The sequence below is a fragment of the Acinetobacter faecalis genome (assembly GCF_034187745.1).
GTDB classification, from domain to species: Bacteria; Pseudomonadota; Gammaproteobacteria; order Pseudomonadales; family Moraxellaceae; genus Acinetobacter; species Acinetobacter faecalis.
Genome location: NZ_JAXHPF010000006.1, coordinates 1 through 22,610, shown reverse-complemented (window position 1 = coordinate 22,610; position 22,610 = coordinate 1). Strand labels below are relative to the sequence as shown.

Genomic DNA, 22,610 nt, shown 5'->3' with positions numbered 1-22,610 from the left:
TAAAAATGGTGCGCTCAGCGGGACTCGAACCCACGCCACAGGCTTCGGAGACCTGTACTCTATCCAGTTGAGCTATGAGCGCGCGACGCACATCATAACAAAAAAAACTAAAAGATAAAGCAACTATATAGATAGCCTCTATTTTAGTGCTTACTGTTTATACAATGTTCACATAATACAACGCAGTATTTCATTCATCGTCTTGGTTTCTGAGTCAAGATCACTCACAATATGCTTAATATTGAACAAGTGAGAAATACATGTCCGATGCATTAGTGCTCAAAGATTTGTCTAAAACCTATAAAAATGGTTTTCAGGCATTAAAAGGCGTAAATTTAACTGTACCCGAAGGTGAGTTTTATGCACTTTTAGGTCCAAATGGTGCAGGTAAATCAACCACTATTAGCATTATTAGTTCTTTGACCAAGAAAACTTCGGGCACAGTAGAAATCTTTGGCAATAACTTAGACACACATCCATCTCAAGCAAAACAATGCTTAGGCATTGTGCCTCAAGAATTTAACTTTGGTCATTTTGAAAAAACCTTTGATATTTTAGTAACTCAAGCAGGTTATTACGGTATTCCTAAAAAGCTTGCAGAACAGCGTGCTGAAGAATATTTAGAAAAATTAGGTCTATGGGATAAACGTGCAGTTCAAGCACGTATGCTTTCAGGCGGTATGAAACGTCGTTTAATGATTGCTCGCGCCATGATGCATAACCCTAAACTCCTTATTTTAGATGAACCTACTGCTGGTGTAGATATTGAGTTAAGACGTTCCATGTGGGATTTCCTCACAGAAATGAATGAAAAAGGTACATCTATTATTTTAACGACACACTATTTAGAAGAAGCTGAAATGTTGTGTCGTCAAATTGCAATTATTGACCGCGGTGTGATTAAAGAAGATACCTCTATGAAAAACTTCTTGAATCAACTTAATGAAGAGTCATTCATTTTCGATTTAGCACAACCTATTCAAGCACCGTCTTTAGATATTATTGGCGTTCAGTTTAATTTAATTGATCCTTTAACACTTGAAGTCACCATGGATAAAGCTCATAGCCTAAATGAACTCTTCCAATTATTAGAAGCTCAAGGCATCCAAGTCCGTAGTATGCGTAATAAATCGAACCGTCTTGAAGAGTTATTTGTCAAAATGGTTGAAAAAAATCTTGATGGAGCAGCGCAATAATGAATTTTTCTCAACTTCGCGTTGCGCTCTACACACTTGTTCATAAAGAAATTCGTCGCTTTATGCGAATTTGGCCACAAACATTGTTGCCACCTGCAATTACCATGAGCCTTTATTTTGTTATTTTTGGGAACTTAGTGGGTTCACGAATTGGGCAAATGGGTGGCTTTACCTATATGCAATTTATTGTGCCTGGTTTAATTATGATGGCGGTCATCACCAATAGTTATTCCAACGTATCTTCAAGTTTCTTTAGTGCTAAGTTCCAAAAAAGTATTGAAGAACTCATTATGAGTCCTGTGCCATTACATGCCATTTTATGGGGCTATGTATTAGGCGGTGTGTGCCGTGGTGTGCTTGTTGGTATTATTGTGACGGCAATGAGCCTATTTTTCACAGACCTTTATATTACCAATTGGTTTGTGACAATTTATACTGTACTTATCACATCATTTTTATTTTCATTGGGCGGCTTTATTAACGCTGTTTATGCTAAATCTTTTGATGATATTTCAATTATTCCAACCTTCGTACTTACACCACTCACCTACTTAGGCGGTGTATTTTACGCGATTTCGGCACTTAGCCCATTTTGGCAAAATTTATCTTTAATTAATCCCATTGTTTATATGGTCAATGCATTCCGCTACGGCATTTTAGGTCATAGCGATGTTAATGTTGGGCTATCTTTAGCGGTAATTACTTTATTCTGTGCAGTGTTATATGGCATTGCGTACTATTTACTTTCTCGTGGTTCAGGAATGCGCGAATAATGAGCGTAGAAAAATCTTTATTGGGTAAAGACACCAATTACCCAACAGAATATCAACCCGATATTTTATTTCCAATCTCTCGTGAACAAGCACGTGAGTCTTATAGTCATATCAATCATATTCGTCAGGGCAAAGATTGGTGGCATGTGTTTGAAATTTCATGGCTCAATGCGCATGGAATTCCACAAGTGGCAATTGGTCGTTTAACACTTCCCGCTTCGTCACCTAATTTAATCGAATCAAAATCTTTAAAGCTTTACTTTAATAGTATGAACTTTACTAAATTCGATTCGAAAGAAGCATTTATTGCTACGGTAGAAAAAGACTTATCTGCTGCTGCAGAAGCTGAAGTCACAATCGACCTATTTGATGCCAATGAGTTAGACATAGCACAACCTGAAGGTATTTGTATTGATAACCTTCTACCTGAGCGCTTGGAAAATCATCCAGATTCATCTTTATTAAAACTTGATGATTCAAATGAAGATGTCGAAGTTCAACTCTACTCACATTTATTACGAAGTAACTGTCCAGTCACTGGACAACCCGACTGGGGTACTGTATTTATACGTTTCAAGGGTAAAAAGCCGTGTTACAGAAGTCTCTTGGCTTATATCATTTCATATCGCCAACATAATGGTTTCCACGAGCAATGTGTGGAACAAATGTTTGCCGATATTTGGCAAAACCTTAACCCTGAAAAGTTAATGGTTTATGCAACATATACACGTCGTGGTGGTTTAGATATCAATCCATGCCGTGTATCTGACTTAACATGGATGCCTCGCCCAATTCGATTGGCGCGACAATAAAATAAACAACATTGAGGTTGAACAACTATGCCATTTTTTGGATTTATTCCATCTAAGGAACTTTTAGACAGCATTCAAACCGCTCAGCAAAAGAAAAACTCAAGTGAGCCACTTTATCCACTGCGTGATAAAACAGCTTTACTCATTAATGATGAAATTATTGATGCGATTTTGACTGAGCTTGTTCATCGTTTTCCACAAAGCGATAAACGTGATACTGCTGAAAAATTGGCTGGTTATGTAAAATCGACAGTTGCCGTTTTATTGAAACAGCTCATGAGCAAAGCTTCTAATGACGTGGTTAAGCCATCTATTGAATTTTCAAATAGCAGCTTATTTAAAGATGCCGATGGAAATTTACGCGTTGGCGAACACTTAGATGCGAGTTTAGTTACAAACTTAAAAACTACATTTGCTGAAATTAAAGCAGGAAATGATGTGAACAAAGCCGCTTTAGCAGAATTATACAAGCAATTTGCTGAAGCGACTGTTCGCCACTTTATGACCGATTTTAATAAAACTTTAGATTTAGGCATGATTAAACGTAAAGCTGCGGATATTGGGGCTTCTGCCGTAACCAAAGCTGTGCATATTGCAACGGATAAAATCTTCTTAAACTTAAATAAAGACGAATTGCGTATTCTTGCCGAATATCACGACACTTTATTTCATCCTTAATCTAAATTTTTTCAAAATATTTAAAAAGCCTAATATCACTTAGGCTTTTTTTGTATCAATATCTTCAGATTCATTATTAATCAGACTTTTCATGTGATAGCATCCAAAGAATTATAATTAATCCTATATTTAGTTTATGTCTTCAGACATTCAATATAAATTTTTGCGCTATTCGCCACGTAATGGATTAGGCAAGTCAAATAAGATATCTACTTTTCAGCGTTTCCATTTAGATCCATGGTTATGCTTGTATATTTCGCTGACCGCATTATTAGGATTTATTACTTTATATAGCGCCTCTGATCAAAATATCTTAATGCTTTCCAAGCAAATTATGAGCTTTGGCATAGGCTGTATCGTCATGTTTTGCCTTGCTCAAATTCAGCCTAAAATTTATGAAACCTTTACCCCTTTCTTTTACATATTAGGTTTAATCGCCCTATCTTTGGTTTTTGTGATTGGCGAAGTTCGTATGGGTGCTCAACGTTGGATCGATATTCCAGGTTTTGGAAGTGTTCAGCCTAGTGAATTTATGAAAATTGCAATGCCCATGATGGCTGCATGGTTTGTGTCCCGTAAAGGATTGCCTCCGTCCTTTGTACGTATTATTACTACTTTAGCCCTAATTATTTTGCCATTTTTGATGATTGCCAAACAACCTGACTTGGGAACATCGGCCTTAGTTTTGGCAAGCGGTATGTTTGTATTGTTTCTCAGTGGGTTATCTTGGCGCTTAATTGTATTTGCAGGAACAGCTGTTGCTGTGGTTGTGCCTTTTTTATGGGAATTTTTATTACACGATTATCAAAAAAAACGTGTAATGACTTTATTTAACCCTGAAGCGGATGCATTGGGTTCTGGTTGGAATATTATTCAATCAAAAATTGCGATTGGTTCTGGTGGATTTTCAGGTAAAGGTTTTTTATCGGGTACACAATCCCATCTACATTACCTACCCGAAGGACACACCGACTTTATTATTGCTGCATTCTCAGAAGAGTTTGGTTTTATTGGTATAATTATTTTAATGCTACTTTATTTTGCAATTATCATTAGAACCATGCAAATTAGTATGTATTCTCTAGATAATTACGGAAAACTGCTCTCAGGTGGCTTAGGACTCGCCTTTTTTGTCTATGTTTTTGTCAATGCAGGCATGGTTAGCGGTATATTACCTGTTACAGGTATTCCCTTACCATTTATGAGTTACGGTGGTACGGCAATTATTACGCTAATGGCATCTTTTGGCATCGTCATGTCAATTTATACACACAGATAATACGTTTGGAACTTAGTATTTATGTTTACTTTAAAATTCTATAAAAAAATAAAACATTTACCATTAATACTTGGCGTACTTTCTTCAGCCAGTTTTAGCCATGCCAATGACTTTAAATCTTCTATCGACTACCAAAACTTCAAACAACAAACCATGCAGACTTATGGTCTGACTGAAGTTCAAGTAGATTGGGCAATGGATGGTGCAAAAAACCTACCTAATATTATTAATATTATGAACCGCCCAGGTGAAAGCAAACCTTGGTATGCATACAAAACTAACTTTTTGTCTGAAGGCACTATTAAACGTGGTGTAACATTTAAAAACCAATATGCAGATACCTTAAATAGAGCTGAACAACAATTTGGTGTACCTCAATCTGTCATTTTAGGTATTTTAGGTGTTGAAACAGGTTACGGCTCTAACAAAGGTTCTTTTGTTACCCGTGATGCTTTAGCCACTTTAGGTTTTGGGTATGAGCGTCGTGCGCAATATTTCAAAGATGAATTAGCAGCACTTATTGCATGGTCATATAAAGATGGTGTGGCAGCAAATTCAATTGTTGGATCTTATGCCGGAGCTGTTGGCTATCCTCAATTTATGCCAAGTAACATTCCAAGATTTGGCGTAGATTATGACAATAACGGTCATGTCGACCTAAGAAATTCTGCAGTAGATGCAATTGGTTCAATTGCAAATTATCTTGCACAAAATGGATGGCAACGTGACCAGCCTATTGCATTCCAAGCTCGTTATACAGGTAATAACCCTGATTCCATTATCGCTAAGGATTTAACACAACCTATTCCTTATGGTGTATTAAAAACTCAAGGTATTACACCACTAAACCCTTTGGTTAAAATTGATGATCTAGATTTGGTAAATGTCATTCAACTTCAAGAAAGTTATGGACCAATTTATTACATTACATATCCAAATTTCCAAGTCATCACTACATATAATAGAAGCCGTATGTATGCGACTGCACTGTGGTTGTTAGGGACAGAAGTGGCTAGTCGTTAAACTAAAAATTTCCAACATATTTAGAAAGTCTAGTAATTTATCACACTTATTGATTAATTATTAACCATATTATATACTATGTTACATATTTGTTTATTTTTTAATCAAACAAACGCACTTTTTGAGACTTTTTGCAATTTTTATGTATTCAGACTAGACACCTTTGTACATGGATGAATATTATCCTACTCATCAAATGTAGTTGCAAAAGTGAAAAAATTGGCATCATTTCTGCATTTTCAGCGAATTAAATTGTTGAAATAACTTAGAAAATGCCTAGGAGTTTAATCAATAATGCATTCTTCGCTGAAATATATACTTACTGCCACGACAGTCTTATTTACATTAAGTCAGTCTCAAGCAGAAATGGTGCAGTCATCATCATTTATCAATGATTCTGAAAATTCGGGTTTAGCTGCGCGCGTTCTAAATAAAGACGCTCAAAACTTTAATACTCACCTTTCAAATCTTAATAGCCTTTCAATCACTGAGCGTTCTGCCGACAAAATTCGTCGTCAAACAATTGCTGCGAAAATTGAAATTCCAGCAGAAGAGCCTTCTGTGATTGAAAAGTTAAACACTGTAGCATCAAATACAGTTCGTAAATTCAGTCAAACTGGTGTTGCTTCTTGGTATGGTCGTCAATTCCACGGCCGTAAAACAGCAAGTGGCGAAACTTTTGACATGAATGCTATGACAGCGGCTCATCGTACACTACCCTTAAACTGCTATATTCGTGTAACAAATAACGCAACAGGTAAAAGTGTTGTTGTAAAAGTGAATGACCGTGGTCCTTTCCATGGTAACCGTGTTCTAGATTTATCTTACGGTGCTGCGAAGCAACTTGGCTTTACAAATGCTGGTCAAACTAAAGTAAGCATTGAGCGTGTTGCAGGTCCTAACTCTTAATTTTTACCTCTCACTACATTTGATTAAAAAGCCACGAAAAACGTGGCTTTTTTTATTTCTACAATTTTTAAGCATTTCCCTTGCACCATTTCCCCCTTAAAAATAATCATAGATGCTCGAAATTCGAATATTTTTATATTTTTGCTACCCAACTAGCTTAAATTAAAAATATAGCTAAAATTTAGCAAATGAGCGAATTTTCATTTTAAATACATATTCAAACTTATTTTACCGTTTTTCCATTATGTTTTAGCCAACCATCAGGATGCTTTTTACGCGGATCATGATGCGTCCAATGAATAACTCCACCCTTCGAGGAATACTCATATTCGCCAAAAAACTCAACTCGATCACCTTTATTTAAATTGTGTAAGCGAGAAGCTAAATCAATATTATGTGCAACTAAAATTGTCTGACCATTTTCTAATTCTAAAATAAACTTTTGATGTCTCGAGCCTTCATTATCATCAGATAGTATTGCAACAACCTTCCCCGCACCTTCAACCTGTATATCACTTAACTTATTTTTAAAGGCATGCTCTATAACACGCGTTCCATTCTGCTGTGCAGAAGAAATCTCTTGCGATGTTTTAGAATTGAATTTGCTCTGCGTGGTAGATGGTTGAACAGCTGCATTTTCTTGCTGAGTATCTAGACCAAAATATGCAGCCACTAGAAGAGCAATGACACCACCTATCGTTAAATTCGTCTTATTTTTCATATTCATTCCTTTAATTTTCTTTATTTTACGCATAAAAAAAGCCCCAGAAAGAAGGGACTTTTTTTAATTTTCACCTAAACGGTCAAAATTATTGTGCAGCAGCCGCAGCTTGAGCAGCCGCAACTTCGTCAGCGAAGCTCATTTCTGCTTTCTTCTCAATACCTTCACCTACTTCGAAGCGAACGAATTGAGCAACTGTAGTACCAGTTGCCTTAAGAACATCAGCAACTTTCTTATCGTTGTCGATTACGTACTGTTGACGCTCAAGAACAACTTCGTTCAAGTATTTCTCAACTGAACCAGTTACCATTTTTTCTACGATGTTAGCAGGCTTGCCTGATTCAATCGCTTTAGCTTCAGCAATTTCTTTCTCTTTCGCGATAAGCTCAGCAGAAACACCTTCAGCATTAACAGCAACAGGGTTGAATGCAGCAATATGCATAGCCAAACCTTTACCTGTAGCAGCATCGCCAGCAAATGATACAACAACACCGATTTTTAAACCGTGTTTGTAAACTGCAAGGTTGTCACCTTCAACGATAGTTGCACGACGAACTTGGATGTTTTCACCGATTTTTTGAACAAGAGCAATACGCGCTTCTTCAACAGTTGAACCATCTTCAAGTTTCAATTCTGCAATTTGAGCAGCATCAGTTGTGTTTGCAGCAAGAGCAGCAGCAGCAACTTTAGCAGAGAAACCTGCAAAGTTTTCGTCTTTAGCAACGAAGTCAGTTTGACAGTTAACTTCTAAAAGAAGTGCTTTGTTACCTTCTTGAGCAATTGTGATTGCACCGTCAGCAGCAATGTTACCAGCTTTTTTAGCTGCTTTTGCTTGACCAGATTTACGTAGGTTGTCAATCGCTAATTCGATGTCACCACCAGCTTCTGTCAAAGCTTTTTTACATTCCATCATTGCAAGACCAGTACGATCACGCAATTCTTTAACCATGCTTGCAGTAATAGCAGTCATGAGAATCTCCTAAATTCGGTAGAAAATGAATTCTTTTTAGAACAGAAACGGCCCAAAGGTATCCAATGGGCCGTCTGCATACATAACGCTTAGTTTGCCACGATCACATGTCGCAAAAATGACAAGCCTGCGTCAAACGCATTAAGCCTCAGAAGCAGGAGCTTCTTGAGTTTTAGCTTGTGCATTTGCTTGTGATTGAGCATATTCTTTACCAGCAAGAATAGCATCAGCCATAGCAGAAGCATAAAGTGTTACTGCACGGATCGCATCATCGTTACCAGGAATAACGTAGTCTACGTTGTCTGGGTTAGAGTTTGTATCAACGATACCGATTACAGGAATACCAAGGTTTTTAGCTTCTTTGATTGCAATTGCTTCGTGATCAACGTCGATTACGAATAATGCATCAGGTAAACCACCCATGTTCTTAACACCGCCAAGACCACGTTCAAGTTTTTCCATTTCACGAGTACGTTCTAAAGCTTCACGTTTAGTAAGCTTAAGGAAAGTACCATCTTCAGATTGAGCTTGAAGGTCTTTTAGACGGTTGATTGACTGACGAAGAGTTTTCCAGTTAGTCAACATACCACCTAACCAACGGTGATCTACATATGGTTGACCAGCGCGTTGAGCTTGTTCACGAATGATCGCAGAAGCTGCACGCTTAGTACCAACGAACAATACTTTGTTCTTTTTGCTAGCTAAGTTGTTAACAAAGTTCAAAGCATCGTTTAACGCAGGAACAGTGTGCTCAAGGTTGATGATGTGAATTTTGTTACGTGCACCAAAGATATATTGGCTCATTTTTGGATTCCAAAAACGAGTTTGGTGACCAAAGTGCGCACCAGCTTGAAGAAGGTCGCGCATTCCTACGTTGTAATCTGCCATTTTCTTTACCTTAAATGTTTGGGTTAGGCCTCCATATACCCGCATTCTCCACCTTTATAAAAGGCACCCAGAGATATGTGTCGATATATGTGCGGATTTTATTGCCCCATCGCACAAAGCCCGTGAAATTAATTCACGAAAAAGCATTTGATAAAATGGGCGGCTATTTATACCATAGTCACATATAAATTTCCAAAAGTTTTTAAAGATCATGAGCAATACTTACGAAGCACCACGTCGTTTAATTAAGTCTGCGGAAGATATCGAAAAGATGCGTGTTGCAGGTCGACTTGCTGCAGAAGTCTTGGATATGATCAAACCGCATATTGTTCCAGGTGTTACTACACTTGAACTTGATACGATTTGTCATGACTACATTGTCAATAAACAAGATGCCATTCCTGCATGTTTAGGCTATGGCGCAGCACCTGGTCGCCCTGCTTTTCAACACGTTATTTGTACTTCTGTAAACCATGTTGTTTGTCATGGCGTTCCGTCGGAAAATAAAGTTTTGAAAAAAGGCGACATATTAAATATTGATGTAACCGTAATTAAAGATGGTTTCCACGGCGATACCAATATGATGTATTTGGTTGGTGGTGAAACTTCAATTTTGGCAAATCGTTTATGTAATGTTGCACAAGAAGCAATGTACCGCGGTATGGCTGTGGTAAAACCTGGCGCTACAATGGGCGATATTGGTCATGCTATTCAAAAATATGTTGAATCTGAACGTTTTAGCGTTGTTCGTGAATACTGTGGTCATGGTATTGGCACAACCTTCCATGATGAACCTCAAGTGCTTCACTACGGTCAACCAAACACAGGAATGATCTTAGAAGAAGGCATGACTTTTACCATTGAACCTATGGTAAATGCAGGCGTTTGGCAAACTAAACTTCTTGGTGATAAATGGACAGTTGTAACGAAAGACCATAAACTTTCTGCTCAATATGAACATACTCTACTTGTAACAAAAACAGGCGTTGAAGTTTTAACAGCTCGTCCTGAAGAAGATTTATCTCGTTTTAATGTTTAATTTTATTTTAAATCTTTATAAATAATTAAGTGGTTGCTTCGGCAGCCATTTTTTATAACTAAATTTTATTGATTATTAAAATATATTTGATCGTTAGTTATGCTTTAATCGAATACTATAACAACGTATAAAAATTTTCGGATGACTCATGTCAGGTACTCAATTTTCTAAACCGCTTATTTACATGCTTATTGGTAGCGCGATTATTCTAGCGTTGTCGTTGGGTGTAAGGCATGCTTTTGGTTTGTATTTAGTTCCTATGAGTCAAGAATTTAGTTGGGGACATAATGTTTTTAGCCTAGCAATTGCTATGCAAAATCTAATTTGGGGTGCAGCTCAACCCTTTACTGGCGCCTTAGCAGATAAATACGGCAGTAAAATTGTCGTAGCTATAGGTGGTTTTCTTTATGCTGTAGGCTTATTGCTTATGGCTGTAAGTTCAACAGGCTTATTACTGAATTTAAGCGCAGGTTTAATTTTAGGTTTAGCGCTTTCTGCAACATCATTTTCTGTTTTACTTTCTGCTGTAGGTCGTGCTGCACCACCCGAAAAACGTAGCTTAGCCATGGGAATTGCAAGTGCCGCAGGCTCATTTGGGCAGTTTATTATGTTGCCCTCAACCCTGTTACTTTTACAAAGTGTCGGGTGGTCTGCTGCATTGGTTGTAAGTGCAATTTTAATTGCATTTATTGTTCCTTTGGCATTTATGCTTAAAGCGCCTACATATCAAGATCCTAATGCTCAAGCATCTACAAAACCATCTCTAAGTTTTAAACAAATTTTAGTGATTGCTAAAAATCATAAACCCTTTTGGTTCTTAGCTTTGGGCTTTTTAGTCTGTGGTTTCCAAGTGGTATTTATTGGTATTCACTTACCCGGATATTTAATTGATCACGGTTTTAGTGCAACTACCGGCACAGTATTTTTAGCACTTGTTGGATTATTTAATGTTGTTGGAACATTTAGCGCAGGCTGGCTTGGTGGTAAATACTCAAAACCTATGCTTTTAATGTGGCTTTACGGGCTACGTGGTGTCGCAATTATCGCCTTTTTATTACTTCCTCTAAGCGTATGGACAGTTTACGCATTTGGTATCATTATGGGCTTATTGTGGCTATCTACCGTGCCATTAACCAATGGTATTGTGGCAAATATGTTTGGCGTAAAATACTTATCTATGCTCAGCGGGATTGTATTCTTCACCCATCAAATTGGTTCATTCTTTGGTGGATGGCTGGGCGGCGTAAACCACGACATGACAGGTAATTACAACATCATTTGGATGTTCTGTATCGCTTTAAGCATATTAGGTGTATTGGTACATTTTTGGGTGAATGAGGAGAATGTGGTTCATGACTGATTCATTATTTTGGATTAAATCTTTCATTTGCTGTGGCATTGTTTTTCTCTTTGCTATTGCTATTTTATTGTGGCTTAAAACACCTCAATTATTCGAATACTTTAACCAAGCCTTTTGCGCGCATTAATTCTTATCTTGTGAAAATCTAATACTTTTTTACTATATCTTGATAATTTAATAACTCAGCATTTCTTTTAATTTCATATCTTTAATGAATTTTCATACATTTTAAGCAAGACTTAATCTTGTGAAAAATAAAATGACAGCACTAACACAATTATCTCAAGCAATTAAAGATGCGCCTCGTTGGCATCAAGAAGATCAATTTCAAAATCCAAACGAAATTAAAATTATCCCCTTAAAAATTAAGTACTTGGAGCTGGAGTTTAGGGCTTAGATGCACGTAAAGCTCAATCTGGTGAAACCATTTATAAATTAAAACAAGCTTTGGCAGAAAACTTGATTTTAATTTTTAAGAACCAAATTTTAGATGATGCTCAATACTTAGCATTTGCTAGTTATTTTGGTCCTATTTTCCGCCCCACCGCAGATAACCCTGTACTAGGTTATCAAGCAGAAACAGGTACACCGCCTGATGTTGTTCTAGTTTCAAATGGCGTCGATCAAGGTGATTACACAGGTCATTCTGAACTTTCACCCCATGCAGACCACCAATGGACGCCACAACCTTCTTTTGGCTCATTGCTATATGCGATTCAACTTCCTCAAAATGGTGGTCAAACTACGTGGTACAACACCATTAAAGCTTATGATGCTCTAGATAATGAAACCAAACGGCAGATCGATAAACTACAGCTCATTACCTATAACCCTTTTGTTCGAGCGCAAACTAACAAGGGCTGGAATAGCAATAAAACAGAAATGCCGTTATACCGTTTTAAAGATCAACCTATTATTGGTCATGCCTACGCACACCCACTTGTACGTACCCATCCTGAAACTGGTCGTAAAGCTCTATGGTTAAATACACGTACAGAGGTTGAGCTGGTCAATTATGATGACCAAAATGGAAGTCAGCTCATTGCTCAATTACGTGAACATATTTTGAAACTAGAGTTTCAATATGAACATAATTGGCAAGCTGGAGATATTGTGTTTTGGGACAACCACGTCACTTTACATTCTAGAAAAGCATTTCCATCTGAGCAAAAACGCTTACTTAAACGTATTAGCTTAGCGGGTGGGCATCCTTATTAAACAAACATTGGCCATAAAAAATGGAGCTTTGAACTCCCTTTTATGCATATATTTTTATTTAATATTATCTAAATTTTTAAACCTTTCAATTAAGAAGTTCAACAACTCTCGTACCGCTGGCAACATACCTTGCCGAGATGCATATGCCACATGAATCACACCTTCAGGAAGTTTCCATTCAGAGCACAACTCAATTAACTGACCCGATTTAAGCTCTTCTTTTACAAATATTTTAGGTAAAGAGGCAACACCCATACTTGCCAAAACAGCAGTTTTCATTGCAGAAAAACTATCGGTTTTTAAACGCGGTTGAAATGCAATTTGCTCTACTTTATCTTCTGAGACATGCCTAAAATCCCAATAATGTTTTGGTCTGTTAAAACCAATACTTGGAAGTTTAGCTAAGTCTTCTAAATTTTGTGGAATATCATTTTGTTTGAATAGTTCAGCAGATGCGACAAGCGCATGCTCCCATGCATCTAAACCACGAACCACTAAATCACTATCTTCTAAAGGTAAATGGCGAACACGAATCGCCAAATCAATACCTTGTTCAATAATATCAATTCGCTCATTAGTCGCTATCAATTTCACATGAACATCTAAGTGTTGTTGCATAAACTCCACAACTAACTTGCCAATTGGAAATTCCACCAATGCAACAGGACATGAAATATTTACTGTCCCACAAAGTTCATCTTGCAAAGTGCTATGAATAAAATTTTCAGCATCATTTACATTTTCTAGAATTTTCAAGCAATGTTCATAAAACTGCTGTCCTATTTCAGTTACAGCAAACTTACGTGTATTACGCTGAATTAAACGTACAGACAAACGCTCCTCTAACCCACTTATGTGCCTAGAAAGCTTTGATTTTGTAATAGATAAAGCTTCACTTGCTTTACTAAAGCCTTGGTATTTCACTACCTGAACAAAATAATAATAGTCGTTTAGATTTTGCATAATTGTTGCATATTTAGAATTATCTGTTGAGTTAATCGCTCTGTCATTCTTGAACTATACCGCAATAATAGAAGCATAACGATATAAAAATTGAGGTATTAACATGAATACAATTGAACGCGTATATAGCAGTAACAGAAGTACATGGGTTGGCGATGGCTTCCCTACAAACTCTATGCTCCCTATGCATGAAATAGACAATGAAAAAAGCCCATTTTTAGTTATGGGATACACAGGCGCCTATGAGTTTTCACCTACAAATCATCAACGTGGTATTGGTATGCACCCTCACCGCGGTTTTGAAACCGTAACTATTGTGTATGACGGTGAAGTCGAACATTTCGACTCCAAAGGAAATAAAGGTCAAATTGGTAAAAATGAAGTGCAATGGATGACTGCGGGTAAAGGTATTTTACATGCAGAACATCATTCAAAAGCATTTGCTAAAACTGGCGGCACACTCGACATGGTTCAACTTTGGGTAAACCTACCAAGTTCCGCAAAAATGACCGAGCCACGTTATCAAGAGTTAACTGAAGGAAATATTTCTGAAGTACAACTTGCAAATAATAGTGGCGTGGTGCGTGTTATTGCAGGTGAATATATTCAAGACGACCAAAGTCATGCAGGCCCTGCATTAACATTCAGTCCAATGAATGTTTGGGATGTTCGCTTGAATGCAAATAGAGAACAAAGCTTTAATTTAAATCCTAATTGGAGCACTAAAATTTTTGTATTAAGTGGTGATATTTCTATAGATGAAAAAACTTACGGTGCCATGCAAACGCTATATGTAAGTACAGATGTATCATCTGTAAAAATTAACACTTTATCCAATGCTAAATTACTAATTTTAAGCGGCGAGCTATTGAATGAACCTGTATTTGCACATGGACCATTTGTGATGAATACCGAGGAAGAAATTCGTCAAGCCTTTGCTGATTTTCGAAATGGTGATTTTTAAACGAAATAAAAAAAACCGCATATAATATGCGGTTTTTTTTATTCATCACTTATTTATTTTAGAATAAACGATTCATACCATTTAATGTTGCTACACGATATGCTTCCGCCATCGTTGGATAGTTAAATGTTGTTTCCACGAAATATTTAATCGTATTGTTTGGGCTATTCATCACAGCCTGACCAATGTGAATAATTTCCGCAGCATTATTACCAAAGCAGTGAACACCTAAAATTTCTAAAGTGTCGCGATGGAATAAGATTTTCAACTCACCCACTGTATCACCCGTAATTTGCGCACGCGCTAAATAACGGAAAGATGCTTGACCCACTTCATACGGAATTTTTTCTTCGGTAAGCTGTTGTTCAGTTTTACCAATAGAAGAAATTTCAGGAATAGTATAAATACCTGTAGGAATTGAAGTTACAGGTTTAAGACCTTCTTCACCGCTCATGTTACCGCCCGCGTTACGACCTTGGTCATACGCAGCAGAAGCAAGAGATGGCCAACCAATCACGTCACCCGCAGCATAAATGTTTTCAACTTCTGTTTGATATTTATCATTAACAGCAAGTTGACCACGGCTATTTGGTGTTAAGCCTACATTTTCTAAACCTAAGCCATCTGTATTACCAGAACGACCGTTACACCATAAAATAGCATCCGCTTTAATTTTCTTACCACTTTGTAAATACATCACAACGTGATCATCATGAGTTTCCAAATGATCAATTTGTTCATTATGACGAATCAACACGCCTTGTTCACGTAAGTGATAAGACAATGCATCAGAAATTTCATCATCTAAATAGCTAAGAAGTTTAGGCTGAGTATTAATCAAATCTACTTTATGGTCTAAACCAATAAAAATAGATGCATATTCACAACCAATTACACCTGCGCCATAAATAATGATTTTTTGAATTGAGAAATCAAGATCAAGAATCTTGTCCGAATCAAAAACACGAGGATGGTTAAAATCTAAAACTGCAGGACGATATGGACGCGAACCTGTTGCAATCACAAGCTGTTGGAAAACGATTGTTTCTGTAATGCCTTCTGGGCTAAATACGAGCACTGTATTTTTATCTTGCACATACGCACGACCATGATAAATATCAATTTTATTACGATCATAAAAACGTGAGTGCGTATCAACTTGTTGTTGAATCACTTTATGTGCATTACGTAAAACTTGTTTCATGGTGAATTGTTTCCAATCACCTACTTTTTGAAACATTGGATCACGTTGATAACGAATGACACTAGAAACCGTCTGACGTAAAGCTTTACTTGGAATTGTACCTACGTGAGTACAGTTACCGCCAAGTTGCTCGCGCATATCAATAATTGCAACACGCTTGCCAGATTTAGCAAGCTTCATTGCAGCGCCTTCACCCGCAGGGCCCGAACCGAGAACTACTGCATCGTATTTAACGAAATTCCCACTAACGACCTCTTTCTTACGTGGCATTCAACGCTCCTTAATCAAATTTATCTTTAAATCATATCTATATTATGACTGATATTATTTCAATTTGGTGTATTTAGCACGCATATATTATGTGATAACAACATTTATTAAATGAATATTGTTTTCCCCCTATTTAAGATCAACTTCGCTATAATGGGAAAGATAAATTTTTGAATATTTCCCCCCTATTAAAACAGTGGAAAAGTTGCATATGTCTGAAAACCGTAAACCAGAACAGGGCGTAAAACTTCGTGGCGCAGAAAAAGTCGCTCGTATACCTGTAAAAGTTATTCCTACGGTTGAAACGCCACGAAAGCCAGATTGGATTCGTGTAAAAATGGCTGCGCCTGAAGAAGTCCAACGTATTAAAACAACTTTACGCGCACAAAAACTTCATACCGTTTGTGAAGAAGCTGCTTGTCCAAACTTACCAGAATGTTTTGGTGGCGGTACTGCAACCTTTATGATTATGGGTGATATCTGTACCCGTCGTTGCCCATTCTGTGATGTTGCACATGGTCGTCCAAATGCATTAGATGCAGATGAACCACGTCATATGGCAGAAACAATTGCCAACCTTGGTTTAAAATACGCTGTAATTACATCTGTAGACCGTGACGATTTACTCGATGGCGGTGCTCAACACTTTGTAGACTGTATTAAAGAAGCGCGTGCATTAAGCCCTAAAACATTATTAGAAATTTTAGTACCTGACTTCCGTGGTCGTATGGATATTGCGCTACGCATTATGACGGAATGTCCACCTGATGTTTTCAACCATAATATCGAAACTGTGCCTCGCCTTTATAAAGCAATGCGTCCAGGTTCAGACTACCAACATTCTTTAAACTTATTGAAAATGTTTAAAGAATATTGCCCAGATGTGCCAACAAAATGCGGCTTAATGGTGGGTATTGGTGAAACTGAAGAAGAAGTACTTTCTCTTTTAGATGATTTACATGCACACGGCGTTGACTACGTAACAATTGGTCAATACTTACAACCATCTAAAGAACATGCACCAATTGATCGCTTTGTAACACCAGAGGAATTTGAGCGTTATACAGCACACGGACAAAAACTTGGTTTCCGTAACATTTGGGCAGCACCAATGGTTCGCTCTAGTTACTTTGCAGACCGTCAATATTATGGCGAGCCTGTACCAAATGTACGTCGTAAAGTAGATCCTGCTAAAAAAATTGCAATTCAAACTATTGAAGCTTAAAAAATCATAAATAAAAAGCCCTCACCTTGAGGGCTTTTTTTGAATAAAAAAAACCTCACTGAACTAAAGGGAGATATTCACGAGGTATTGAAGAGTAATATGAATACAAAAGTCTAAAGTTAAATCTGTATCTAATATTCCTATAAAATAATGAATATTTCTTACAGATTTATGTCTTTTGAATTGTCAGAATATAGGCATATACATTAAAAAAAATTAATTCCAATGTATGTTAAAACTATAATAAAACTCTTTAACTTCAAATCGAATTGAATAGCCTAACTGATTCAAATCTGAAGATAAGCGATGAATTTCACTCAACACCAAGTGCTTAGGTAGCACCGTGAAAACTGCTGTATTACCTTGCTTTGCATTTTCTTCAATTAACTGTGCTAAGCGTTTTTTATAAATAGACATATCATAGCTAACACTTTGTGCAAATAATTTCGCTTTTTCAGCATTTATAAAACTTATCATCTGTTTTCATCATCTTAAATTTATGCTTTGAATTTTATTTTTTGTATATATTTCAGACAAGTTTAACTCTGTAATACGGTGTTATGCTTTTTTTAATAATGTAATTTTAAAATTTATAGCTTGTTAGAACATTCACTTAAAACATTAGATACAAGTACTTTAAAAGATTGAAATACAGAAAATATTTTAAATATTACTTATTAAAAAACAATTTAAATTAAAAATATTTTTCACCAATCACCAGAAACACTAATATACATAACTCTTATACAGATATGCCTAACACTTACATCCCCTCATATTTTGTACAAAATAAAATAAGAACTTCAGCTAAATGCCCATTAATTCATTATTTTAATTAAAAAAAATAGCCAACCCGATTCTAAATTCAAATAATAATTGTTATCATTAGCATTATAAACCTTAACATTTACTATCTGACATTCAACTTATGACCAGCTCTCAAATAGATGCCATATCTGCAACACCTGTTGCAAGGAAATCGTTAGTCAAAACTAAAGAAAAACAGTCGACTCTTTTGTACCGCTTAATGATTTTATATCGTTTTGTTGTCGCATTATTGGGGGGGTACGTTCTTTCTTCGCTATCTGCAATATTAATTGCAGAAGCTTTTTCTGAAGACCGTGGCAGTGCTGCTATGGGTGCAACTATTGTCGCTTTCCTTATTTGGACTGCTGCATTTATTTGGGTATTCATGGTCAATAAAACATTAAAGGCTAGTTTAGGGATTATTTTACCCAGTCTCGTTTTGTTTGTTATTTACAAATTACTAGGAAATTAACATGCGTGTAGATGGCAAACAAGAAGGACCTCGCCAATCGATGTCTTGGCTCCACACGTGGGCAAGTCTTATTTTAGGTTGGTTACTTTACGCAATATTTGTGACAGGCACGCTTAGTTATTTCCAAAATGAAATTACAGTATGGATGAAACCTGAACTTCATCAATCTGTGCCTCAAGCGACACAAGTTCAACAAACTCAAGTTGCGTTAAACTATTTACAAAAGAACCACCCTGATGCTGCAGCTTGGAATATTCAGCTTCCAAATTCACGTCAAAATACAACACTTATAACCGTTCGAAAACCAGGTGAAGATCCACGCGCAAGACGTGGTGGTACACGCATTACCATTGATAGTGCAACGGGACAAACTTTAGAAGCACGTGAAACACGTGGTGGTGGTTTCTTATATCGTTTTCACTTTGAGCTTTACGGCATGCCACGTACGTGGTCACGTTGGATTGTTGGCATTGCAACGTTACTAATGTTCGTTGCCATTATTAGTGGCGTAATTACACATAAAAAAATCTTTAAAGATTTCTTCACTTTCCGTTCAGGCAAAGGTCAACGCTCTTGGTTAGATGCACATAACGCAACTGCTGTACTCGCACTTCCCTTCCACATTATGATTACTTTTAGCGGATTGCTATTGCTACTTTTCACCATTATGCCTTGGGGTGTAGAGCGCGTTTATGAAGGTCGAGGAGAATTTTTACAAGATCAAAACAGAGCTTTAGTTCAAGAAAATAAAGAGTCTAAGCCTTCTGATGCTGCATTAAACAGAAACCAACAAGTAAATGCAGAACGGACTCAAGATACTGAGCGTGGCGAAAAACGTCGTGGACGTGAGAAAAAAGAAGCTCAACCTGCAGAGCTAACAAATGTTGCTCCAATTTTAGCTTATGCTCAACAAAAGTGGAAAATCAATCCTATTGGAACAATCAGCATTATTGCGCCAAATACTAATCAAGCAAAAATTGAACTTCGTGCCTTATATGGAGAAAGCGTTGCATACCGTAATGTTTATACAAGCTTACAGTTTGATGGTGTTACAGGTAAAAATATAACCGATGATTCTAGTAGCTTAAAAAATCCTAATATCCCAATGGGTATTTACAATGTTTTCACAACTTTACATGAAGCTCGTGGTGTAGATATTGCGCTTCGTTGGTTGCTGTTTTTATCTGGCATTGTAGGCACAGTTATGGTCGCTACAGGTTTAATTCTGTGGTGTGTTAAACGTGCGCCTCAACAGCAAAAACAAGGTTATAAATCTTTTGGTTATCGCTTAGTTGAAGTGACAAATATTGCAGCCATTATTGGTTTACCTATTGCATGTGCTGCTTATTTCTATGCTAATCGCTTTATTCCTGCAGATATGGACATGCGTTTAAACTGGGAAATCCGTACATTTTTTGTGGTTTGGTTACTCACTTTAATTTATCCAATTTTCCGTAGTTCACGTCAAGCATGGCTAGAACTTTTAGCGTTAGCAACTGTACTTTTCGCTTTACTTCCTATTCTAAACTTCATGACAGGCGGACAAGCACTTTGGAATAGCATTGCTTATGGACAATGGGTTATTGCAAGCTTTGACTTAGCAATGTGGGTACTTGCAATTGTTTTTGCATTTTCATATTACAAAGTGAAAAAGCATCCAACTCTTCCTGCTAAAAAAGCGAAGAAACAGGAGATTTCAGCATGATCTTTTTCTTCTGTGTTTGGGCAATGTCTGCACTTGGATTCTTTGGCCTAGCAAGCTCAATAGGAAAACATCAAAAGCAATATTTCAATACAGAACTTAATGTTAAGCAAAGCCGATTAGCAACGCTTGTAGGTTGGTGTGGATTAATCATCAGTCTTGGTATTTGTTTATCCTTAGGGAAACCAAGTAACAATGTGAGTTATTGGTTTGGCGCTATAACGCTATCAGCCTTATTTGTAGGTTTATGCACAAGCTATTACGCACAATATTTTAAGAAAATTGTTTTAGCTTTGAGTTCAATTTTTATTATTACAGCTTTGCTCATTGTGTTTTAAACATCGGTTAAAGCTTTTGATAATTTCAGCTATACTATCTAAGCCAATCTTCGGATTGGCTTTTTTATTGATCTTTTAGATGTCTTACTTTGTATATTTTAGTTTTGTTTTGGAATTTTTATGCCTAAACGTATTGTTGTCCCTGCTGCTCTTACAAATCTTGCTTTGGCAAATAATGCAAAAGCACAATTTGAACTTGCCGAATTGTATATGCAAAGCGAGCATGAAGACGACATCATTCTTGCAGAAGAATGGGCGCTTAAAGCTGCTGAAAATGGTCATGTAGAAGCAATGTATTGGCTTGGTGAAGGCTATACTGTTTACGCTAAAGATATGGCAGAAGAAGATGCTGAAGAATCAAAAGCACATTTTGAACTTGGCTATTATTGGTTAAGCAAAGCGAATATGCAAAAGCACCCTGCTGCAACATTAGAGTTAGCAGGATATTTCCGTCGTGGCGATGTTATTGAAAAAGATGTCGAAAAATCTGTAAAACTTGTTACACAAGCGGCTGAACTTGGTGAAGTTCAAGCTATGCGAGATTTAGCATTTATTTACGAAAATGCTCTAGGTGTAGATGCAGATGAAGAAAAAGCTGAATATTGGCACGAAAAAGCACAAGCAGCCGAAGAATAATTTTCGGCTTAAAAAGCCCAATTGATTTTGGGCTTTTTACTATCTTATTTTAGTAATTTACTTTAAATATGATTTGCATCGACAATAATAACTTGTCTACAAATACCATCTACTTTTCGTTGCTCTTCAAATACTTCTTTAGACATTGCATCAAAACTATCAAAGAAACATATTTCAGATTCGTTGATATCGTACACAAGTGAATGATTTCCTAAACCTTCCAAAGTGTCGTAATACACAATGACAAATTTATTTTGTTCAAATGTCTTTTGAATATCCGAATATTTAATTGCAGCTAAAACAGGTAAATTAAGTTTTTTTGCTTGAACATAACTCAATTTTTCTTGTTCCTGCATATCAGGATCGTCTTCAGTATAAAACTGAACATTAAAACCAAATTTCTTTAAGCCAACAGCTAAACCGATTGTTGTAGATCCATATTCAGCATCATGCCCACAAACATCTATAAGCTGTTTAATTTCAGCATCTATACCCAAATGTTGTAGCAACATCCAGACTGCGTAAATTCCGCCATTCGCTTCAAGATTTGCCAAATCTTCAGGTATTTCTAATGACATATCTTCCCCTCTAAAACCAGAAATCATACAGCTAAGTTCGATGTCCCGCACTTAATATCTATAACGCAAACCCAATGAAAGTAATGAATCTCTATTGTCGCCTTTATCTGCTTGCACATTTTTAAGACTGTAACTTGCCACAGCAGAAATCTTTTTAGTTAAATCTGCACTTAACGCACTACGTGAACGTAGTATTTGTGAATCTTTCCCTAATTCAAATGAAATGTCCTGATTAAATTTTATATCTGGAGATATTTTATAGGTATAAAATCCTGCCAACATTCCTGTTCCTTCATGCGTTGCTTTTTCATCTTCTGAATCTTTCATGCGGCTATATCTGTAGCCACCACCCATTTCTAAAGACAAACTCACATCATCACTTTTTAAAACATCAATTCCCCATCCCATTGATGTTGCAATTTGATGATCAAAAATACTGGTTAAATCTTTTTCTGCCGTAATTTTTCCAAAACGGTAAACAATATTTTCCCCTCTATGCAAAATTTTCCCCGACACATAATAACGTTCTATATTTTGATCAGAACTATTTCCATGTGTACTAACAACATCTGAAATAAGTTCTTG

The 22,610-nt window shown here is 36.7% G+C and carries 23 protein-coding genes, 1 tRNA gene and 1 pseudogene; 16 read left to right on the top strand and 9 right to left on the bottom strand.

Annotated elements, in window-relative coordinates:
• Nucleotides 1-6: 6 nt before the first annotated feature.
• Nucleotides 7-82 (bottom strand) — tRNA-Arg (locus SKM54_RS07850).
• 178 nt (nt 83-260) lie between these two features.
• Here SKM54_RS07850 and SKM54_RS07845 point away from each other — a divergent pair.
• The 7 genes from SKM54_RS07845 (at nt 261) to SKM54_RS07815 (ending at nt 6,670) form a co-directional block, all read left to right on the top strand.
• A complete protein-coding gene (locus tag SKM54_RS07845; protein WP_311917671.1) occupies nt 261-1,196 on the top strand; it encodes an ABC transporter ATP-binding protein in 936 nt (311 codons plus the stop codon).
• Complete coding sequence (locus tag SKM54_RS07840; RefSeq protein ID WP_321095062.1) at nt 1,196-1,969, top strand: ABC transporter permease; 774 nt, start codon at nt 1,196-1,198, stop codon at nt 1,967-1,969. Before SKM54_RS07845 ends, SKM54_RS07840 begins: the two co-directional genes overlap by 1 nt.
• A complete protein-coding gene (gene queF / locus SKM54_RS07835) occupies nt 1,969-2,781 on the top strand; it encodes an NADPH-dependent 7-cyano-7-deazaguanine reductase QueF (protein ID WP_321095061.1) in 813 nt (270 codons plus the stop codon). The genes SKM54_RS07840 and queF overlap by 1 nt, the downstream gene beginning before the upstream one ends.
• 27 nt (nt 2,782-2,808) lie before the next feature.
• Nucleotides 2,809-3,459 (top strand): hypothetical protein, encoded by a 651-nt coding sequence (locus tag SKM54_RS07830; protein WP_321095060.1) that lies wholly within the window; start codon nt 2,809-2,811, stop codon nt 3,457-3,459.
• 136 nt (nt 3,460-3,595) lie between these two features.
• Nucleotides 3,596-4,738 carry a rod shape-determining protein RodA gene (gene rodA / locus SKM54_RS07825; RefSeq protein ID WP_321095059.1) on the top strand — a complete coding sequence of 381 codons (1,143 nt, stop codon included), beginning with the start codon at nt 3,596-3,598 and terminating at the stop codon, nt 4,736-4,738.
• A gap of 21 nt (nt 4,739-4,759) precedes the next feature.
• Entirely contained in the window at nt 4,760-5,761 is a 1,002-nt protein-coding gene (mltB, locus tag SKM54_RS07820) for a lytic murein transglycosylase B (protein ID WP_321089979.1), read from the top strand.
• A 294-nt stretch (nt 5,762-6,055) separates the two neighbouring features.
• A complete protein-coding gene (locus SKM54_RS07815) occupies nt 6,056-6,670 on the top strand; it encodes a septal ring lytic transglycosylase RlpA family protein (protein ID WP_154772462.1) in 615 nt (204 codons plus the stop codon).
• A 223-nt stretch (nt 6,671-6,893) separates the two neighbouring features.
• Here the strand turns inward: SKM54_RS07815 and SKM54_RS07810 are convergent, their stop codons facing one another.
• The 3 genes from SKM54_RS07810 to rpsB form a co-directional block, all read right to left on the bottom strand.
• Nucleotides 6,894-7,391, bottom strand: coding sequence for a DUF3465 domain-containing protein (locus SKM54_RS07810; protein ID WP_321095057.1), 498 nt, complete (start codon nt 7,389-7,391; stop codon nt 6,894-6,896).
• Between the two features lie 88 nt (nt 7,392-7,479).
• Nucleotides 7,480-8,361 carry a translation elongation factor Ts gene (gene tsf, locus SKM54_RS07805; RefSeq protein WP_154772464.1) on the bottom strand — a complete coding sequence of 294 codons (882 nt, stop codon included), beginning with the start codon at nt 8,359-8,361 and terminating at the stop codon, nt 7,480-7,482.
• Between the two features lie 141 nt (nt 8,362-8,502).
• Nucleotides 8,503-9,249 carry a 30S ribosomal protein S2 gene (rpsB, locus tag SKM54_RS07800; RefSeq protein ID WP_154772465.1) on the bottom strand — a complete coding sequence of 249 codons (747 nt, stop codon included), beginning with the start codon at nt 9,247-9,249 and terminating at the stop codon, nt 8,503-8,505.
• 211 nt (nt 9,250-9,460) lie between these two features.
• Here rpsB and map point away from each other — a divergent pair, with 211 nt between their 5' ends.
• The 3 genes and pseudogenes from map (at nt 9,461) to SKM54_RS07785 (ending at nt 12,866) form a co-directional block, all read left to right on the top strand.
• Nucleotides 9,461-10,288: a type I methionyl aminopeptidase gene (gene map, locus SKM54_RS07795; RefSeq protein ID WP_154772466.1), complete on the top strand. Its 828-nt coding sequence runs from the start codon at nt 9,461-9,463 to the stop codon at nt 10,286-10,288.
• A 148-nt stretch (nt 10,289-10,436) separates the two neighbouring features.
• Nucleotides 10,437-11,648, top strand: a complete 1,212-nt coding sequence (locus SKM54_RS07790; protein WP_321087883.1) for an MFS transporter — start codon at nt 10,437-10,439, stop codon at nt 11,646-11,648.
• 259 nt (nt 11,649-11,907) lie between these two features.
• A pseudogene (locus tag SKM54_RS07785) lies at nt 11,908-12,866 on the top strand (TauD/TfdA dioxygenase family protein).
• Between the two features lie 54 nt (nt 12,867-12,920).
• On the opposite strand, the gene SKM54_RS07780 reads toward SKM54_RS07785, so the two are convergent.
• Entirely contained in the window at nt 12,921-13,829 is a 909-nt protein-coding gene (locus SKM54_RS07780; protein WP_321095056.1) for a LysR substrate-binding domain-containing protein, read from the bottom strand.
• A gap of 103 nt (nt 13,830-13,932) precedes the next feature.
• Between SKM54_RS07780 and SKM54_RS07775 the strand changes: the two genes are divergently transcribed.
• Nucleotides 13,933-14,793, top strand: coding sequence for a pirin family protein (locus SKM54_RS07775; protein ID WP_154772470.1), 861 nt, complete (start codon nt 13,933-13,935; stop codon nt 14,791-14,793).
• A 58-nt stretch (nt 14,794-14,851) separates the two neighbouring features.
• On the opposite strand, the gene sthA is transcribed toward SKM54_RS07775, so the two are convergent.
• Nucleotides 14,852-16,267 carry a Si-specific NAD(P)(+) transhydrogenase gene (gene sthA / locus SKM54_RS07770; protein WP_154772472.1) on the bottom strand — a complete coding sequence of 472 codons (1,416 nt, stop codon included), beginning with the start codon at nt 16,265-16,267 and terminating at the stop codon, nt 14,852-14,854.
• A gap of 211 nt (nt 16,268-16,478) precedes the next feature.
• Here sthA and lipA point away from each other — a divergent pair, with 211 nt between their 5' ends.
• Complete coding sequence (gene lipA, locus SKM54_RS07765; RefSeq protein WP_321090855.1) at nt 16,479-17,492, top strand: lipoyl synthase; 1,014 nt, start codon at nt 16,479-16,481, stop codon at nt 17,490-17,492.
• Between the two features lie 216 nt (nt 17,493-17,708).
• Here lipA and SKM54_RS07760 read toward each other — a convergent pair whose 3' ends face one another.
• On the bottom strand, nt 17,709-17,969 hold the full coding sequence (locus SKM54_RS07760) for a hypothetical protein (protein WP_321090856.1): 261 nt from the start codon (nt 17,967-17,969) through the stop codon (nt 17,709-17,711).
• A gap of 451 nt (nt 17,970-18,420) precedes the next feature.
• Between SKM54_RS07760 and SKM54_RS07755 the strand changes: the two genes are divergently transcribed.
• From SKM54_RS07755 to SKM54_RS07740, 4 genes are all read left to right on the top strand, one after another.
• Nucleotides 18,421-18,771, top strand: a complete 351-nt coding sequence (locus SKM54_RS07755; RefSeq protein WP_321090857.1) for a hypothetical protein — start codon at nt 18,421-18,423, stop codon at nt 18,769-18,771.
• 1 nt (nt 18,772) lies between these two features.
• Entirely contained in the window at nt 18,773-20,476 is a 1,704-nt protein-coding gene (locus SKM54_RS07750; RefSeq protein WP_321095055.1) for a PepSY-associated TM helix domain-containing protein, read from the top strand.
• On the top strand, nt 20,473-20,811 hold the full coding sequence (locus tag SKM54_RS07745) for a DUF3325 domain-containing protein (RefSeq protein ID WP_154773482.1): 339 nt from the start codon (nt 20,473-20,475) through the stop codon (nt 20,809-20,811). Before SKM54_RS07750 ends, SKM54_RS07745 begins: the two co-directional genes overlap by 4 nt.
• 120 nt (nt 20,812-20,931) lie before the next feature.
• Nucleotides 20,932-21,447: a tetratricopeptide repeat protein gene (locus SKM54_RS07740; RefSeq protein ID WP_154773483.1), complete on the top strand. Its 516-nt coding sequence runs from the start codon at nt 20,932-20,934 to the stop codon at nt 21,445-21,447.
• A gap of 62 nt (nt 21,448-21,509) precedes the next feature.
• On the opposite strand, the gene SKM54_RS07735 is transcribed toward SKM54_RS07740, so the two are convergent.
• Nucleotides 21,510-22,025 carry a cysteine peptidase family C39 domain-containing protein gene (locus tag SKM54_RS07735; protein WP_321090859.1) on the bottom strand — a complete coding sequence of 172 codons (516 nt, stop codon included), beginning with the start codon at nt 22,023-22,025 and terminating at the stop codon, nt 21,510-21,512.
• Nucleotides 22,026-22,076: 51 nt separating this feature from the next.
• Nucleotides 22,077-22,610: DUF481 domain-containing protein (locus SKM54_RS07730; protein WP_321095054.1), on the bottom strand; the 534-nt coding region annotated here is incomplete at its 5' end.